This is a genomic window from Burkholderia sp. 10_S31 (assembly GCF_056930375.1).
The window spans coordinates 2953888-2969465 of record NZ_JBXOWK010000003.1; the positions used below are offsets into that span (position 1 = coordinate 2953888).

The 15578-nt window shown below is 68.0% G+C and carries 14 protein-coding genes; 8 read left to right on the plus strand and 6 right to left on the minus strand.

What is annotated here, in order from left to right:
- Positions 1-5: 5 nt before the first annotated feature.
- Complete coding sequence (locus AC1Z3W_RS33925; protein ID WP_260428261.1) at positions 6-140, minus strand: hypothetical protein; 135 nt, start codon at positions 138-140, stop codon at positions 6-8.
- A gap of 334 nt (positions 141-474) precedes the next feature.
- Between AC1Z3W_RS33925 and glyQ the strand changes: the two genes are divergently transcribed.
- The 5 genes from glyQ to AC1Z3W_RS33950 are packed head-to-tail and all read left to right on the plus strand — an operon-like array spanning position 475 to position 5942.
- Positions 475-1479: a glycine--tRNA ligase subunit alpha gene (gene glyQ / locus AC1Z3W_RS33930; RefSeq protein ID WP_011885965.1), complete on the plus strand. Its 1005-nt coding sequence runs from the start codon at positions 475-477 to the stop codon at positions 1477-1479.
- A gap of 22 nt (positions 1480-1501) precedes the next feature.
- Complete coding sequence (glyS, locus tag AC1Z3W_RS33935; RefSeq protein WP_124833636.1) at positions 1502-3601, plus strand: glycine--tRNA ligase subunit beta; 2100 nt, start codon at positions 1502-1504, stop codon at positions 3599-3601.
- A 10-nt stretch (positions 3602-3611) separates the two neighbouring features.
- On the plus strand, positions 3612-4175 hold the full coding sequence (gene gmhB, locus AC1Z3W_RS33940; protein ID WP_057926607.1) for a D-glycero-beta-D-manno-heptose 1,7-bisphosphate 7-phosphatase: 564 nt from the start codon (positions 3612-3614) through the stop codon (positions 4173-4175).
- A 43-nt stretch (positions 4176-4218) separates the two neighbouring features.
- Positions 4219-4983, plus strand: coding sequence for a lysophospholipid acyltransferase family protein (locus AC1Z3W_RS33945; protein WP_057926606.1), 765 nt, complete (start codon positions 4219-4221; stop codon positions 4981-4983).
- A 47-nt stretch (positions 4984-5030) separates the two neighbouring features.
- Positions 5031-5942, plus strand: coding sequence for a M48 family metallopeptidase (locus AC1Z3W_RS33950; RefSeq protein ID WP_483509384.1), 912 nt, complete (start codon positions 5031-5033; stop codon positions 5940-5942).
- A 108-nt stretch (positions 5943-6050) separates the two neighbouring features.
- Here the strand turns inward: AC1Z3W_RS33950 and gloA are convergent, their stop codons facing one another.
- Entirely contained in the window at positions 6051-6440 is a 390-nt protein-coding gene (gloA, locus tag AC1Z3W_RS33955) for a lactoylglutathione lyase (protein WP_057926604.1), read from the minus strand.
- Positions 6441-6818: 378 nt separating this feature from the next.
- Here gloA and AC1Z3W_RS33960 point away from each other — a divergent pair, with 378 nt between their 5' ends.
- The gene (locus AC1Z3W_RS33960) at positions 6819-7754 is read left to right on the plus strand and encodes a DMT family transporter (RefSeq protein WP_483509385.1); all 936 of its coding nucleotides are present in this window, start codon (positions 6819-6821) and stop codon (positions 7752-7754) included.
- Positions 7755-7884: 130 nt separating this feature from the next.
- On the opposite strand, the gene rsmA is transcribed toward AC1Z3W_RS33960, so the two are convergent.
- The 4 genes from rsmA to AC1Z3W_RS33980 are packed head-to-tail and all read right to left on the minus strand — an operon-like array spanning position 7885 to position 13542.
- Complete coding sequence (rsmA, locus tag AC1Z3W_RS33965) at positions 7885-8715, minus strand: 16S rRNA (adenine(1518)-N(6)/adenine(1519)-N(6))-dimethyltransferase RsmA (protein WP_483509386.1); 831 nt, start codon at positions 8713-8715, stop codon at positions 7885-7887.
- A gap of 55 nt (positions 8716-8770) precedes the next feature.
- Positions 8771-9760, minus strand: coding sequence for a 4-hydroxythreonine-4-phosphate dehydrogenase PdxA (pdxA, locus tag AC1Z3W_RS33970; protein WP_057926601.1), 990 nt, complete (start codon positions 9758-9760; stop codon positions 8771-8773).
- 11 nt (positions 9761-9771) lie between these two features.
- Positions 9772-11130 carry a peptidylprolyl isomerase gene (locus AC1Z3W_RS33975; RefSeq protein ID WP_057926600.1) on the minus strand — a complete coding sequence of 453 codons (1359 nt, stop codon included), beginning with the start codon at positions 11128-11130 and terminating at the stop codon, positions 9772-9774.
- Between the two features lie 51 nt (positions 11131-11181).
- The gene (locus AC1Z3W_RS33980; RefSeq protein ID WP_483509387.1) at positions 11182-13542 is read right to left on the minus strand and encodes an LPS-assembly protein LptD; all 2361 of its coding nucleotides are present in this window, start codon (positions 13540-13542) and stop codon (positions 11182-11184) included.
- A gap of 223 nt (positions 13543-13765) precedes the next feature.
- On the opposite strand from AC1Z3W_RS33980, the gene AC1Z3W_RS33985 reads away from it, so the two are divergent.
- Both AC1Z3W_RS33985 and murU read left to right on the plus strand, forming a co-directional pair.
- Positions 13766-14815 carry an aminoglycoside phosphotransferase family protein gene (locus tag AC1Z3W_RS33985; protein ID WP_057926598.1) on the plus strand — a complete coding sequence of 350 codons (1050 nt, stop codon included), beginning with the start codon at positions 13766-13768 and terminating at the stop codon, positions 14813-14815.
- A 31-nt stretch (positions 14816-14846) separates the two neighbouring features.
- A complete protein-coding gene (murU, locus tag AC1Z3W_RS33990) occupies positions 14847-15569 on the plus strand; it encodes an N-acetylmuramate alpha-1-phosphate uridylyltransferase MurU (protein WP_057926597.1) in 723 nt (240 codons plus the stop codon).
- The last annotated feature ends 9 nt before the right edge of the window (positions 15570-15578 follow it).

Genomic DNA, 15578 nt, shown 5'->3' on the forward strand with positions numbered 1-15578 from the left:
GCCGCTCAGGCCGGCCGCTTCGCCTGCGCGGCCGGTCCACGCGGATCGCGCCCGAGCGCTTCCATCACCGGCGCCCATGCTCCGAACGCAGGCTGCGGGTACAGAATCGGTGGAATGAGGAGGTCGTTCGAATCGTCCATGCGGTCCGGCGTGGGCAATCGATCACGCGGCAAGCGGCGCGCGGCACCGCAATACGCGCATCTTGACGCCCGCGCACAGCGGCGCGGCAGCCACGCGGCAAGCGCATCGCGACGTCGTGCGAGCGACCGCCCCGCACGCATCGACACCCCGCGCACGGGGCGCCGGAACACCGCCAACGGCCTCTTCGTCCGCGTTCCGGCCGCATCCGGTCGCCGATCCGGTAAAATTGCACGTTTAAGCACACTAACAAGCCGCGCCGCCGCGCGAGCCGACCCTCCGGGCCCCGCCCGGAGCGCCGCCCGCAACGGAGCGCCAGCGCCACGAAGGCTCTTCATGCTTACGTTTCAGCAAATCATCCTGACGCTGCAGTCCTACTGGGACAAGCAGGGTTGCGCTCTGCTCCAGCCCATCGACATGGAAGTCGGCGCGGGCACGTCGCACGTCCACACGTTCCTGCGCGCGGTCGGCCCCGAGCCGTGGCGCGCCGCCTACGTGCAGCCGTCGCGCCGCCCGAAGGACGGCCGCTACGGCGAGAACCCGAACCGCCTGCAGCATTACTACCAGTACCAGGTCGTGCTCAAGCCGGCGCCGGAAAACATCCTCGACCTGTACCTCGGCTCGCTGGAAGCGCTCGGCTTCGACCTGCAGCAGAACGACGTGCGCTTCGTCGAGGACGACTGGGAGAACCCGACGCTCGGCGCGTGGGGCCTCGGCTGGGAAGTGTGGCTGAACGGGATGGAAGTCACGCAGTTCACGTATTTCCAGCAGGTCGGCGGCCTCGACTGCAAGCCCGTGCTCGGCGAGATCACCTACGGCCTCGAGCGCCTCGCGATGTACCTGCAGAAGGTCGAGAACGTGTACGACCTCGTATGGACCGAGTGGGAAGAGCAAGGCCCGAACGGCCCCGAGCTGCGCCGCCTGTCGTACGGCGACGTCTACCACCAGAACGAGGTCGAGCAGTCGACCTACAACTTCGAGCACGCGAACGTCGACCTGCTGTTCACGTTCTTCAACAGCTACGAAGCGGAAGCGAAGAAGATGATCGACGCGCAGCTCGCGCTGCCCGCGTACGAACTCGTGCTGAAGGCCGGCCACACGTTCAACCTGCTCGACGCGCGCGGCGCGATCTCGGTGACCGAGCGTGCGGCATACATCGGCCGCATCCGCGCGCTGTCGCGTCTCGTCGCGCAGGCTTACTACGACTCGCGCGAGAAGCTCGGCTTCCCGATGCTCGGCAATCCGCCGGGCGTGCCGGGCCTCACCACCGACGCCCAGGACGCCGCCCAGCCGGCATGGGCGCCGCCGCTCAAGGTCGAACGCAAGATCGATCAGGACTGACGAGACGAGATTTATTCCAGACATGACGCACAATCATCCCGCCCCCCTGCTCGTCGAACTGCTGACCGAAGAGCTGCCGCCGAAGGCCCTCGCGCGCCTCGGCGACGCATTCGCCGAAGGCCTCGCGCAACGCCTCGCGGCACGCGACCTCGTCGAAGGCGAACTCGTGTTCGAACGCTACGCCACGCCGCGCCGCCTTGCGGTCGTCGTGCAGAACGTGCGCGCCGTCGCGCCTGAAAAGCAGGTCCGCGAAAAGGTCCTGCCCGTATCGGTCGCGCTCGACGCCGAAGGCAAGCCGACCGCCCCGCTCGCGAAGAAGCTCGCGGCGCTCGGCCACCCGAACCTGTCGATCGCCGATCTCGAGCGCGCACAGGACGGCAAGGCCGAAGCGTTCTTCGTCAACTATTCCGCGGCCGGCGCGACGCTCGCCGACGGGCTGCAGGCCGCGCTCGACGAGACGCTCGAGAAGCTGCCGATCCCGAAGGTCATGACCTACCAGCGCCCGGACGGCTCCGACGTGAAGTTCGTGCGCCCGGTGCATCGCCTGACGGTGCTGCACGACGATCGCATCGTGCCCGTCACCGCATTCGGCGTGGATGCCGGCGACACCACGCTCGGCCACCGCTTCCTGTCCGACGGCCTCGTCGCGATCCAGCATGCGCGCGCGTATGCCGACACGCTGCGCGACAAGGGCCGCGTGATCGCGCACTTCGCCGATCGCCGCGAAACGATCCGCACGCAGCTGAACGAACACGCGAACGGCGACACGGTCGTGATGCCCGAATCGCTGCTCGACGAAGTGACGTCGCTGGTCGAATGGCCGGTCGTCTATCCGTGCCGCTTCGAGGACGAATTCCTGCAGGTGCCGCAGGAATGCCTGATCCTCACGATGCAGACGAACCAAAAGTACTTCGCGCTGACCGACGTCGGCGGCAAGCTGCGCTCGCGCTTCCTGATCGTGTCGAACATCGATACGAAGACGCCGGGCGAGATCGTCGAAGGCAACGAGCGCGTCGTGCGCCCGCGCCTCGCCGACGCGAAGTTCTTCTTCGAGCAGGACAAGAAGAAGAAGCTCGCCGAGCGCGTGCCGCTGCTCGCGAACGTCGTGTATCACAACAAGCTCGGCTCGGCGCTCGCGCGCGTCGAGCGCCTCGAGGCGCTGGCCGGCGAGATCGCGCCCGCGATCGGCGCCGATGCCGCGCATGCGAAGCGCGCCGCGCGCCTCGCGAAGGCCGACCTGCTGACCGACATGGTCGGCGAGTTCCCGGAATTGCAGGGCACGATGGGCACGTACTACGCGCGTCACGACGGCGAACCCGACGACGTCGCGCTCGCGTGCGCCGAGCACTACCAGCCGCGCTTCTCCGGCGATGCGCTGCCGACCACGCCGGTATCGACCGCCGTCGCGCTGGCCGACAAGCTCGAGACGATCGTCGGCATCTGGGGCATCGGCCTCGCGCCGACCGGCGAAAAGGATCCGTTCGCGCTGCGCCGTCACGCGCTCGGCGTGCTGCGCCTGCTGCTCGAGAAGCAGCTGCCGCTCGATCTCGTGTCGCTGCTGCGCACGGCCCATGCACGCTTCGAAGGCGTGCCGGGCGTCGCCGAATCGACCGATGCGATCTTCGCGTTCTTCATGGACCGCCTGCGCGGCCTGCTGCGCGAACGCGGCTACTCGGCCGGCGAAGTCGATGCGGTGCTGAGCCTGAACCCGACGCGCGTCGACGATCTCGTCGCGCGCCTCGACGCGGTGCGCGAATTCACGCGCCTCGCGGAAGCCGAAGCGCTCGCGGCCGCGAACAAGCGGATCTCGAACATCCTGAAGAAGTCCGAAGGCGGCGCGAACGGCGCGGTGCAGCCGACGCTGCTCGTCGAGGCCGCCGAAAAGGCGCTGCACGAACAGCTCGCGGCCGTGACGCCGCACGTGCAGTCGCAGCTCGAGGCGCATGCATACACGGGCGCGCTGTCGGCGCTCGCCGCGCTGCGCGCGCCGGTCGACACGTTCTTCAACGACGTGATGGTCAATGCCGAGGATCCCGCGCTGCGCGCGAACCGTCTCGCGCTGCTGTCCGCGCTGCATCAGCAGATGAACTGCGTCGCCGACATCTCGAAGCTCGCCGCATAAGGGCCGAACGATGCCGACCAGCCTCAACCGCAAGCTCGTCGTCCTCGACCGGGACGGCGTGATCAACGTCGATTCGGACACGTTCGTCAAGACGCCCGACGAGTGGATCGCGCTGCCCGGCAGCCTCGAGGCGATCGCACGGCTCAACCACGCGGGCTATCGCGTGGTCGTCGCAACCAACCAGTCCGGCATCGGCCGCGGGCTGTTCGACATGGCCGCGCTCAACGCGATGCACCTGAAGATGCATCGCGCGGCGGCCGCGGTCGGTGCACGCATCGACGCGGTGTTCTTCTGCCCGCACGTGTCGGAAGATCACTGCGACTGCCGCAAGCCGAAGCCCGGCATGATGCAGATGATCGCCGAGCGCTTCGAGATCGATCCCGATCACACGCCGGTCGTCGGCGATTCGCTGCGCGACCTGCAGGCCGGCGTCGCGGTCGGCTTCCGGCCGCACCTCGTGCTGACCGGCAAGGGCAAGAAGACGCTCGCCGCGGGCAATCTGCCGGACGGCACGAAGGTCCACGACGACCTGCGCGCGTTCGCACTCGACTTCCTTTCACACGAACACGAGTGATGCGGCCGCCGCGCGCATCCTCCTTACAGTCAGACCCACGCCGATGCGCTTCGTCCGCTCCCTGCTGCTGCTGATCTACTTCATCCTGTACACGGTGCCGTACGCCACCGCGTGCTTCATCGCGTTCCCGTTCATGCGCCCCGACGCGCGCTACTGGATGGCGGCCGGCTGGTGCAAGTCGACGCTGTGGGTCGTGCGCTGGCTGAACGGCATCCGCTATCGGATCGAAGGGATGGAGAACCTGCCCGACGGCCCGGCCGTGCTGCTGTCGAAGCACCAGTCCGCGTGGGAGACGCTCGCGTTTCCAGCGCTGATGCCCAAGCCGCTCTGCTACGTGTTCAAGCGTGAGCTGCTGTACGTGCCGTTCTTCGGCTGGGCGCTCGGGATGCTGCACATGGTCAACATCAACCGCAAGGAAGGCAAGAACGCCTTCGTGTCGGTGATCCGCCAGGGCAAGAAGCGCCTGTCGGAAGGCGCATGGATGATCATGTTCCCGGAAGGCACGCGCACGCCGGTCGGTAAGCAGGGCAAGTACAAGACGGGCGGCGCGCGCTTCGCGATCGAAACCGGCGCGCCGGTCGTGCCGATCGCGCACAATGCAGGTCGTGTGTGGCCGCGCAATTCGTTCACGAAGTTTCCGGGCGTCGTCACCGTGTCGATCGGCAAGCCGATTCCCGTCGACGGCAAGACGCCCGACGTATTGAACTCGCAGGTCGAAGCATGGATCGAAGCGGAAATGCGCCGCATCGATCCGGATTCGTATCGCCAGGCGGGCAATGCCGGCACGCGCGATGCCGCGCGAGTCTGACGCCCCCTAGGTTACAGCCGTTGCGTACGACAAAAAGAAGCGAACTGATGAAAAAGCGTCCGCGGCCACGGCCTGCCGTCGTGGCCCTCGATCATCGCCAGATGGACCTGCCGCTCTTCGACGGGCCGGCCGCGGCGTCGCCGGCACCGTCGGCGCCCGCCGCGCCGTCCACGCCGTCCGAAGCGGCTGCAGCTCCCGCGGTGCCCACGGCGCCGCTTGATCCGGGCCCCGCGCCCGATCGCTCTCGCGTCCGTACGTTCGCGCTCGACAGCCGCGTGCTCGAATACCGGCTCAAGCGCTCCGCGCGCCGCACGATCGGCTTCACGATCGACGGCAGCGGGCTGTCGATCACCGCGCCGCGCTGGGTCACGCTCGCCGACATCGAAGCGGCGATCGCCGAAAAGCAGCGCTGGATCTTCGCGAAGCTCGCCGAGTGGAAGACCCGCACCGAGCAGCGTGCGCTGCCGCAGATCGACTGGCGTGACGGCGCGCAACTCCCGTATCTCGGCAAGACGGTCACGATCGCGCTCGGCGCGGGCGCCGTCGCATTCGACGCCGACGCGCTGCGGCTGTCGCTGCCGCTGCCTGCGCAGGCGGACATGCAGCAGATCAAGGATCGCGTGCAGGGCTGGCTGCAGGGCGAAGCGAAGCGGATCTTCGGCGAACGCCTCGTGGTCTATGCGGAAAAGCTCGGCGTCACGTATTCGATGTATGCGCTGTCGTCAGCCGCGACGCGCTGGGGCAGTTGCTCGAGCGACGGCAAGATCCGGCTGAACTGGCGGCTGATCCATTTCCCGATGTCGATCATCGACTACGTCGTCGCGCACGAGCTGTCGCACCTGCGCGAGATGAACCACAGCCCGGCCTTCTGGCAGACCGTCGAATCGATCTTCCCGGAATTCCGTGAAGCGCGGCACACGCTCAAGCATCACCCACCCGAGCTGCTGCCGTCGCTGTAACGCGATCGGTCGCACCGAACATGCAAACGGGCGATGCGGATTCCTCCGCATCGCCCGTTTTCGTTGCCCGCGACACACATCGTGCGCCGCGAGCCGCTCATCCCGCGCTCAGTGCGCCTTCTTCTGGATGAACTCGATCTTGTAGCCGTCCGGATCCTCGACGAACGCGATCACGGTCGTGCCGTGCTTCATCGGGCCCGCTTCGCGGGTCACCTTGCCACCTTGCGCCTTGATCCTGTCGCAGGCCGCGTAGGCGTCGTCGACTTCCAGCGCCAGGTGGCCGAAGCCGTTGCCAAGATCGTAGGCCGGCGTGTCCCAGTTATGGGTCAGTTCGATCACGGTGCCCGTGCTTTCGTCCTCGTAGCCGACGAATGCGAGTGTGAACTTGCCTTCCGGATAGTCGTCGCGGCGCAGCACCTTCATGCCGAGCAATTCGGTGTAGAACTTGATCGAGCGGTCGAGATCGCCGACTCGCAGCATCGTATGCAGCAATCGCATGTGTTGTACTCCTGTGGGGACTTTCCAGAACCGGAAATTCTACCGGAGTCACGTGAATCCCGCCGCCGGCGCCCGGCCTGCCGCCGACCGATAAACCGATACCGAGCATCCGCACGACAAGCCCGACGCCCGTACACCGGTAGAAACCAACCTGCTTGCCTGCCCCCGTCGCCCCCGCCGATCGGGTAACATCGTCCCACCTCGCACCAAAAGCGGGCATGCCGTCCGCCGCCGGAACGCGACCACCCTCCCATCCTGTTCAGCCACACTGCCTGCCGTGCGAAACCGCCGACTCAAGCGTGCCGGACGCGCCGTCCGTCCGCCGCTGCCGCTTCCCATGTCCATCCCCCTCTCCCGCCGCATCGGCGAGGTCCGCCGATGACCGCGCTCGCCGGGTCGTCCGTGCGCCGCGCGCTCGACACGCGTGCCGTCGGCGTAATGCTGCTGCTGTGCGCGATCTGGGGCTTCCAGCAGGTCGCAATCAAGAGCACGAACGCCGCGATCCCGCCGATGTTCCAGGCCGGGCTGCGCTCGGTGATCGCCGCGCTCCTGCTGTGGGGCTGGGCGCGCTCGCGCGGCACGCCGCTGTTCCGCGCGGACGGCACGCTCGGTGCGGGTATCGCGGCCGGCGCGCTGTTCGCCGGCGAGTTCATCTGCGTGTTCTTCGGGCTGACGCTGACGAGCGCGTCGCATATGGCGATCTTCCTGTACACGGCACCGTGCTTCACGGCGCTCGGCCTGCACCTGTTCACGCCGGGCGAGCGACTGCAGCGCGTCCAGTGGACCGGCGTCGGCCTCGCGTTCGCCGGCATCGCGCTCGCGTTCGCGGACGGCTTCCTGAAGCCGCGCGCGCCCGGCGCGTCGGTACTGGCGGGGCTCGCCGGCGACGCGCTCGGCATCCTCGGCGGCGCGATGTGGGCCGCGACGACGGTCGTCGTGCGCTCGACGTCGCTCGCGCGGGCCAGCGCGAGCAAGACGCTGTTCTACCAGCTGGCGGTTTCGGCCGTCGTGCTGGTCGTGCTCGCGGCGCTGCTCGGCCAGATGTCGTTCGCGCGGGTCACGCCGCTCGCGCTCGCGAGCCTCGCGTACCAGTCGGTGATCGTCGCGTTCGTCAGCTATCTGTCGTGGTTCTGGCTGCTCACGCGCTACAGCGCGTCGCGACTGTCCGTGTTCACGTTCCTGTCGCCGCTGTTCGGCGTCGCGTTCGGCGTGCTGCTGCTCGGCGAATCGGTCGGCTGGCGCTTCATGTCGGCGGCCGCGCTGGTGCTGACCGGGATCGCGCTCGTCAACGCGCCGCCTCGCCGGCGCGCGTAGCGCCGCGCGGCCGCCGTCCCGCCTCGATGAAATGGACGAAAACGGACGAAAGCGGCCCGGGAAAATAAAAAGGCTGCCCGTCAGGGCAGCCTCGTGAACCTCGAGCCGGCATGCGACGCGCGCGTTGCCCCTACTCCGCGGTCTTGCGCACCTTCGCGAGCGCCTGCGCGACGCCGACATACTCGGCCACGCTCACGTCTTCCGCGCGTCGCGCGAGATCGAAGCCGAGCCCGTCGAAATCGATCGTCTCGCGGTAGTCGCCGAGCGTATTGCGCAGCATCTTGCGGCGCTGCGAGAACGCGGCCGTGACGATTTCGCCGAGCAGCACGGGATCGACGTCCGGCAGTTCGTGCGGCTCGTACGGAATCATCCGGACGATCGCCGAATCGACCTTCGGCGGCGGCTGGAACGATTCCGGTGGCACGTCGAGCATCTTGTCCATCACGTAGCGGTACTGCAGCATCACCGACAGCCGCGAGAACGCCTTCGTGCCCGGCTCCGCGACCATCCGTTCGACGACTTCGTTCTGCAGCATGAAGTGCTGGTCGATCACCGCGTCGGCGAACGTCATCAGGTGAAACAGCAGCGGGCTGGAAATGTTGTACGGCAAATTGCCGACGATCCGCAGCGACGGCTTGTCGCCGGGTGCCGCGAGCGAGCGGAAGTCGAACGCGAGCGCGTCGCCCGCGTGCAATTCCAGCAGCGCGCCGAAACGCTGCTGCAGGCGGCCGATCAGGTCGCGGTCGAGCTCGACCGCATGCAGCGGCGACTCGGGCGTCGCGAGACGCGCGATCAGCGGCTCGGTGAGCGCGCCGAGCCCCGGGCCGATCTCGACCATTCGCTGGCCGCGCGCGGGGCCGATCGTCGCGACGATCGAGTCGATCACGCCGTGATCGACGAGGAAGTTCTGCCCGAAGCGCTTGCGCGCGAAGTGGCCTTGGTGCTGTCTGCTGTTCGACATCGACTGAGAAAAACGAAAAATGCGACGAATAAAGTCAGGCCTGCGCCCGTGTGCGTCAGGACGCGCGGCGATGGCGCGCCATCGTGACGGCCGTGTCGAGCGCGGCGACCATGCTGCCCGGATCCGCGCGGCCCGTGCCGGCCAGATCCAGCGCGGTGCCGTGATCGACCGACGTGCGGATGATCGGCAGCCCGAGCGTGACGTTGATGCCCTCGCCGAACGTCGCATACTTCAGCACGGGCAAGCCCTGATCGTGGAACATCGCGAGCACGCAATCGGCGTCCTCGAGATGGCGCGGCTGGAATAGCGTGTCGGCCGGATACGGGCCGCGCGCGTCGATGCCCTGCGCTTTCGCGCGCGCGAGCGCCGGCGAGATCACGTCGATTTCCTCGCGGCCGAGGTACCCGTTCTCGCCCGCGTGCGGGTTCAGCCCGGTCACGAGGATGCGCGGCGCCGCGAGACCGAAGTCGCGCCGCAGGTCGCGATCGACGATCGCCAGCGTCTCGACGAGCCCGTCGATCGTCAGCGCGGCCGACACGTCCTTCAGCGGCAGGTGCGTGGTCGCGAGCGCGACGCGCAGCGGCCGCTCGCCCGTACCTGCCAGCATCATGACGACGCGCGGCGTGTGCGTGCGTTCCGCCAGGTATTCGGTATGGCCAGTAAACGGCACGCCGGCATCGTTGATCGTGCTCTTCTGCAGCGGTGCGGTGACGATCGCGTCGAACCGGCCCGCCACCGCGCCATCGATCGCGGCATCGAGCAGCCCGAGCACGTAGCGGCCGTTGGCCGCGTCGAGCTTGCCCGCCTGCGCGGGCACGGCAAGCGGATGATGCTCGACCGACACCGACCCGCCACCGGCGAGCACCGCCCGGTCGGCCCCGACGGCCGCCGCACGCGCATCGAGCAGCGCGGCATCGCCGAGCACGGTGAAATGCGCGCCGGGCCAGCGCCGTGCGGCATCTCGCAGCGCCTGTACGGTCAGTTCCGGGCCGACCCCCGCGGGTTCGCCAGTCGTGATCGCGATCTGCAGCGCGGATGCCGTCATGTGAAGCTCGCTCAGTTCGCCGGGCCGACGCCGCCGATCTTGTACTGCACGTACGACGAATCGCGCAGTTCGCGCAGCCAGTCGGCATACGCCTGCTCGGCCTTGCGCTGGCCGATCGCCTGGCGTGCGATATCCATCTGCTGCTGCACCGAGCCTTCCGCGTCGCGGCGGTCGATCACCTGGATCAGGTGATAGCCGTACTCGGTACGCACCGGCTGGCTGATCTGGCCGTCCTGCAGGTTGTTCATCGCGCGCTCGAATTCCGGCACGGTCTCGCCCGGGCTGATCCAGCCCAGATCGCCGCCCTGCGACGCGGAACCGTCCTGCGAGTAAGTGCGCGCGAACTTCGCGAAATCGCCGCCGGCCTCGACCTGCTTGCGGATGTCCAGCAGTTGCTGACGCGCCTGGCCTTCCGACTTGCCTTCGCCGACGCGCAACAGGATGTGGCGCACGTGCGTCTGGACGATCTTCGGTGCCGCGGCGGTCGCGCCCTGGCTCTGGCGGCGGTCGACGAGGCGCACGATCTCGAAGCCGTCCGGCACGCGGATCAGCGTCGGGTTGACCTGGCCCGGGCGCAGCTTCGATGCGGCTTCGACGACGTCGGCCGGCAGCGCGCTCGGCGCCTTGAAGCCGAGGTCGCCGCCCTTCTTCGCGTCGTTCGCTTCCGAATTGTTCTTCGCGAGCTTCTCGAAATCGGCGCCCGACGTAGCCTGCTGCAACAGCGCGTCGGCCTTCTTCTGCGCCGCTTCGATCTCGGCCTGCGGCGCGTTGGTCGGCGCCTTGATGAAGATGTGCTGGAAGCGCAGGTCCTGCTGCTGCGATGCGTTCGGCCCGCGCTGGCTCGCGATGTAGTTCGCGACCTCGGCGTCCGACACGGTGATCTTGCCGTCGACCTCGCGCTCGCGCAGCTTCGACAGCATCAGCTCGGTGCGCGCGTCGCTCGTGAACACGCTCCAGGGCACGCCCTGCGCCTCGAGACGCGCGCGATACTGTTCGAGCGGCATCCCGTTCGCCTGCGCGAGGCGCTGCAGCGTGGACTGCACGGTCGCGTCGTCGACGCGGATCCCGTCGTCCTTGGCCTTCTGCACCTGGATGCGTTCGAGCACCATCTGGTTCAGCACCTGCGCGCGCAGCTGGTCGGCCGGCGGCACGGGCGCGTTCTGCTGCTGCAGCCGGCGCGAGATCAGGCCGACGCGCTGGTCGAGTTCGCGGCCCGTGATCACGTCGTTGTTGACGACCGCGACGACTTCGTCGGTGAGCTGCGCGCCGTGCGAACCGAGCGCCTGCGCCGCGGCCGGCGCGGCGGCGAGCAGCGCGGCGGACGCGGCGAGGCTGGACACGACTGCCGCGAAACGAAGGGTTTTCTTCATTGCCACTGATACTCCATTGAAATCGTGCTGACCGGTGCAGACAAGCCGGCGTTACTCGTAGTTGCTGAAGCGGGACATCGGCGGCGGCGCGGACGGCAGCGGCGTGTAGCCCGGCACCCCGGCGCGGAATGCGGCCACGAGACCGTTGTCGACGCTCGACAGCCCCTTCAGCGTCAGCTGCATCATGAATCGCGTCGACGAGTTCTGCTGCCCCGACGTGTTCACGCCGTTCGCATAGCGCTGGACACCGACCCCGAGCGCCCAGCAATCCGCGTCGTATTGTAAGCCGAGCAGACCATCGACGATCCGGTCGCCGGCCAGGTCGTAGTTGAAGCGGCCGATCGCATACAGGCGGCGCGTGAGCGGCCATTGCGCGGACACCAGGAACTGGTTGATCGGCTGGTTGTCGAGCGTCGTGTTCGCCCGCGTATAGCGGTAGCCGACGTTGATCACGCGGCGCTCGCCCGGGCTGAAACCGAAACCGATGCTCGACTTCACGAGCTGGTTGTTGTTCTGGTTGTACTGGAACGCCGTCTCCGACATGAAGCCGGAGCCGAGCTTCAGCGCGGCGCCGACGATCAGGTCGGAGTGGCGCGCCTGCACGGCGCTCTGGCCCGAGTTCAGCGTGACGCGCTGGTCGGCGAAGTAGTACTGCTGCGCGACCACGAAACGCGCGCGTTCGTCGCCGGTGCGCGGATCGATGAAGCGCGACGTCAGGCCGGCCGTGATCCGGTTCGCGTCCGCGATCCGGTCGTTGCCGACGAACGTGTTCGGCTGGTAGATCTCCGCGAGGCCGAAGTCCGATTCCGCGGTGTCGAACAGCGGCGCGTTCGACTGGTCGCGATACGGCGTGTACACGTAGTACAGGCGCGGCTCGAGGGTCTGGATGAAGTCCTGGCCGAACAGGCGCACCGAGCGGTCGAAGATCAGGCCCGAGTCGAAGCTCACGGTCGGGATCGACTCGGTGAAGCGCTTCGGGCTGTTCGGCGTGCTCGACGACAGGTAGTTCAGGTCGTACGACGCGAAGTGGTACTGGACCTTCGGCACGACGAAGTAGCCAGGGCCGTACACGCCGTACGCGATGTACGGGTTGAAGACGATCCGGTCGCCTTCGGTCGCATCGGCGGTCGTGATGCGGAACCGCGAATAGTCGGCTTCCGCGCCGAAGTCGAAGCCGCCGACGTTGTACTTCGTGTACTTCACGTTCAACTGCGGTTCGCGGCTGTACGGCGCGATCGACGGCGGCAGCGTCTGCCAGTGCTGGTAGCGCGCGAGCACCGACCACGGGCCGTTGTTGTACGTGAGGCCGGCTTCCTGCTGGTACAGCGTCTGCGTCCCGTTGATGAACTGGTTCATCGCCCCAAGGTCTTCGGGATACGTGTTGTCCGAGACCTTGTTGAAGTAGACGTAGCCGCCGAAACCGCCGCCGAAGTTCTGCTGGTGCTGCCAGTAGATCGCGTAGCGGTCGCGGTGCGCGAGCCGGTCGTCCGGCAGGTAATTGGCCGTAAACGTGCCCGAATACGTCGGCGACAGGTAGCGGAACGTCGCTTCGGTCTGCACGCCGCGCCGCGAGATGATCCGCGGCGTGATCGTCAGGTCGCGGTTCGGTGCGATGTTGAAGTAGTACGGCAGCGTCAGCTCGAACCCGTTGTTCGAGTTCATCGAGAACGTCGGCGGCAGCAGGCCGCTGCGCCGCTCGCCCGACAGCGGGAACGTCATCCACGGGCTCGCGAAGATCGGCACGCCCTGGAAGAACAGCACGCCGTTGCGCGCGGTGCCTTCGTCGGCACCCGTATCGAAGTCGAAGCGGCTGCCCTTGATGTACCACGCGGGGTTCGTCGAGCACTGGCACGCGGTGTAGGTGCCGTTGACGAACACCGAGCGCTCGCTGTCGAGCAGGTCGACGCGCTCCGCGCTGCCGGACCCGCCCGTCACGTTGAAGTGATACTTCGGCGCCGTCATGAAGCCCTGATTCGCCTCGACCTTCAGATGCGCTTCGGGGCCCGCGAACGACGTGCCGCCGTTGATCACCTTGACCTGGCCGTACGCATCGGCCATGTCGGTATCCTGATCGTAGTGGAGCGCGTCGGCCTTCACGACCGCGTCGCCACGGCGCAGCTCGGCCGAGCCCTTCGCGGCCAGATCCTGGTCGGCCGTGCCGCTCGTATGGTCGGCGATCACGAAGGTGGCCGGCTTCGCACCGTCCTTCAGCGGATGATCCTCGAGCTGCGGGGCGAGACGCAGGTCCCACGGCGAGTCGAGCGGCTGCGGCTGCGCGGCCGCGCCCGACAGCTGCGCGTACGACACGGCCGGCACCAGGCCGGGCACGGCCAGGAGTGCGAGCGCGAGCCGCCGTTTGCGCGGCGCCCCGTCACCGGGGAAGACATTCGGGAATAGCGGTTTGGGCGGCATCTATCGTTTGGCGAATCGCCCCTTGTCAACCGCACCTGCACGGCACATTCGCGCGCGGCGGGCCGCGCCGTCGCACCGCGACTGCGGCTGTGCGCAAACCGGGGAGGCGATCGGGCGGACGGCGCGACAGGCGGTGGGCCTGCACGGCGGAAGCTGACGCGGGGCGCGTCAAAAAAGTCGTGGGGTATTATATGGCAAGACGTTCCCCCCTCCGCCGAGTTTCATGACGCCCCCATCCGCCGCATCCCAGCCCGACGCCCGCCTCGAAGCGCTTACCGCGTGGCTGCGCCCGCTCGCCGAGCGCTTCGCCCTCGACCTGTCGACCCTCGCGCCCGCGTCGTCGGACGCCAGTTTCCGCCGCTATTTCCGTGTCGCGTCGGCCACGAGCCCCGGCGGCTCGCTGGTCGCGGTCGACGCGCCGCCGCCCGAGAAGTGCCGCGAATTCGTCCAGGTCGCGCAGCTGCTCGCCGCGGCCGGCGACCACGTGCCCGACGTGCTGGCCCATGACTTCGACGCAGGCTTCATGCTCGTGACCGACCTCGGCCGCACGTCGTACATCTCGGTGCTCGATCCGGCCGACCCGGTCGCGGCACGCCCGCTGATGCGCGACGCGCTCGACGCGCTGATCCGCTTCCAGCTGAGCTCGAAGCCGGACGTGCTGCCGCCGTTCGACGAGGCGTTCCTGCGCCGCGAGATGGAGCTGCTGCCCGAATGGTTCGTCGGCCGGCACCTCGGCAAGCCCGTCACCGACGCGATGCGCGGCACGCTCGACCGCACCTTCGCGCTGCTGGTCGCGAGCGCCCATGCGCAGCCGCAAGGTTTCATGCTGCGCGATTTCATGCCGCGCAACCTGATGGTCTGCGAGCCGAACCCGGGCGTGCTCGACTTCCAGGACGCCGTGTACGGGCCGCTGACGTATGACGTCGTGTCGCTGCTGCGCGACGCGTTCATCAGCTGGGATGAGGAGTTCGAGCTCGATTGCTTCGCGTACTACTGGGAAAAGGCGAAGAAGGCCGGCCTGCCGGTCGACCCGGATTTCGGCGAGTTCTACCGTCAGCTCGAATGGATGGGGCTGCAGCGCCACATCAAGATCCTCGGCCTGTTCGCGCGCATCAACTACCGAGACGGCAAGCCGCACTACCTGAACGACCTGCCGCGGTTCCTGATCTATGCGCGCAAGGTCGCGCTGCGCTACCGCCCGCTCGTGCCGTTCGCGAAGCTGCTCGACGAGCTCGAGGGCAAGGCGGCGGCCGACGTCGGCTATACGTTCTGACCGCCCTCACCGTCCCCACCTTCAGCCGAACATGAGCACTACCCTGACCACGGCGATGATCTTCGCCGCCGGGCGCGGCGAACGGATGCGCCCGCTGACCGACACCCGCCCGAAGCCGCTGCTCGAAGCGGGCGGCAAGCCGCTGATCGTCTGGCAGATCGAAGCGCTCGCACGCGCGGGCGTCGAGACGATCGTGATCAACCACGCATGGCTCGGCGAACAGCTCGAGACGACGCTCGGCGACGGCTCGCGCTGGGGCGTGCGGCTCGCGTATTCGGCCGAAGGCGAAGCGCTGGAAACCGCCGGCGGCATCGCGCAGGCGCTGCCGCTGCTCGAACGCGACGGCCAGCCGATGGTGTTCGCGGCGGTCAGCGGAGACGTGTTCTGCGCATTCGACTACCGGACGCTGGCGTCGCGTGCGGCCCCGATGGCCGCGCTCGACGCGCCGGCGATGCATCTGGTGATGGTGCCGAACCCGCCGTTCCACCCGACCGGCGACTTCGCGCTCGGCAGCGACGGCCACCTGTCGCTCGACGGCGCCGCACGGCTCACGTTCGGCAACATCGGCCTGTACGACACGCGGATGTTCCGCGATCTCACGCCCGGCACGCGCCGCGCGTTGACGCCGTACTATCGCGCGGCGATCGAGGCCGGCCTTGCGACCGGCGAATTGTATGAAGGTATCTGGGAGAACGTCGGCACGCCCACGCAGCTCGGCGAGCTCGACGCGCGGCTGCGCGCCGCCGCGGGCTGATCGTTTCGC

What these genes read in the sequence shown, in the direction of transcription:
- AC1Z3W_RS33975 (WP_057926600.1), bottom strand. Translation starts at nt 11,130, where the DNA reads ATGAAGAAAACCCTTCGTTTCGCGGCAGTCGTGTCCAGCCTCGCCGCG.
- gmhB (WP_057926607.1), top strand. Translation starts at nt 3,612, where the DNA reads ATGCCGACCAGCCTCAACCGCAAGCTCGTCGTCCTCGACCGGGACGGC.
- AC1Z3W_RS33985 (WP_057926598.1), top strand. Translation starts at nt 13,766, where the DNA reads ATGACGCCCCCATCCGCCGCATCCCAGCCCGACGCCCGCCTCGAAGCG.
- glyQ (WP_011885965.1), top strand. Translation starts at nt 475, where the DNA reads ATGCTTACGTTTCAGCAAATCATCCTGACGCTGCAGTCCTACTGGGAC.
- AC1Z3W_RS33925 (WP_260428261.1), bottom strand. Translation starts at nt 140, where the DNA reads ATGGACGATTCGAACGACCTCCTCATTCCACCGATTCTGTACCCGCAG.
- murU (WP_057926597.1), top strand. Translation starts at nt 14,847, where the DNA reads ATGAGCACTACCCTGACCACGGCGATGATCTTCGCCGCCGGGCGCGGC.
- AC1Z3W_RS33945 (WP_057926606.1), top strand. Translation starts at nt 4,219, where the DNA reads ATGCGCTTCGTCCGCTCCCTGCTGCTGCTGATCTACTTCATCCTGTAC.
- rsmA (WP_483509386.1), bottom strand. Translation starts at nt 8,715, where the DNA reads ATGTCGAACAGCAGACAGCACCAAGGCCACTTCGCGCGCAAGCGCTTC.
- AC1Z3W_RS33950 (WP_483509384.1), top strand. Translation starts at nt 5,031, where the DNA reads ATGAAAAAGCGTCCGCGGCCACGGCCTGCCGTCGTGGCCCTCGATCAT.
- AC1Z3W_RS33980 (WP_483509387.1), bottom strand. Translation starts at nt 13,542, where the DNA reads ATGCCGCCCAAACCGCTATTCCCGAATGTCTTCCCCGGTGACGGGGCG.
- gloA (WP_057926604.1), bottom strand. Translation starts at nt 6,440, where the DNA reads ATGCGATTGCTGCATACGATGCTGCGAGTCGGCGATCTCGACCGCTCG.
- glyS (WP_124833636.1), top strand. Translation starts at nt 1,502, where the DNA reads ATGACGCACAATCATCCCGCCCCCCTGCTCGTCGAACTGCTGACCGAA.
- AC1Z3W_RS33960 (WP_483509385.1), top strand. Translation starts at nt 6,819, where the DNA reads ATGACCGCGCTCGCCGGGTCGTCCGTGCGCCGCGCGCTCGACACGCGT.
- pdxA (WP_057926601.1), bottom strand. Translation starts at nt 9,760, where the DNA reads ATGACGGCATCCGCGCTGCAGATCGCGATCACGACTGGCGAACCCGCG.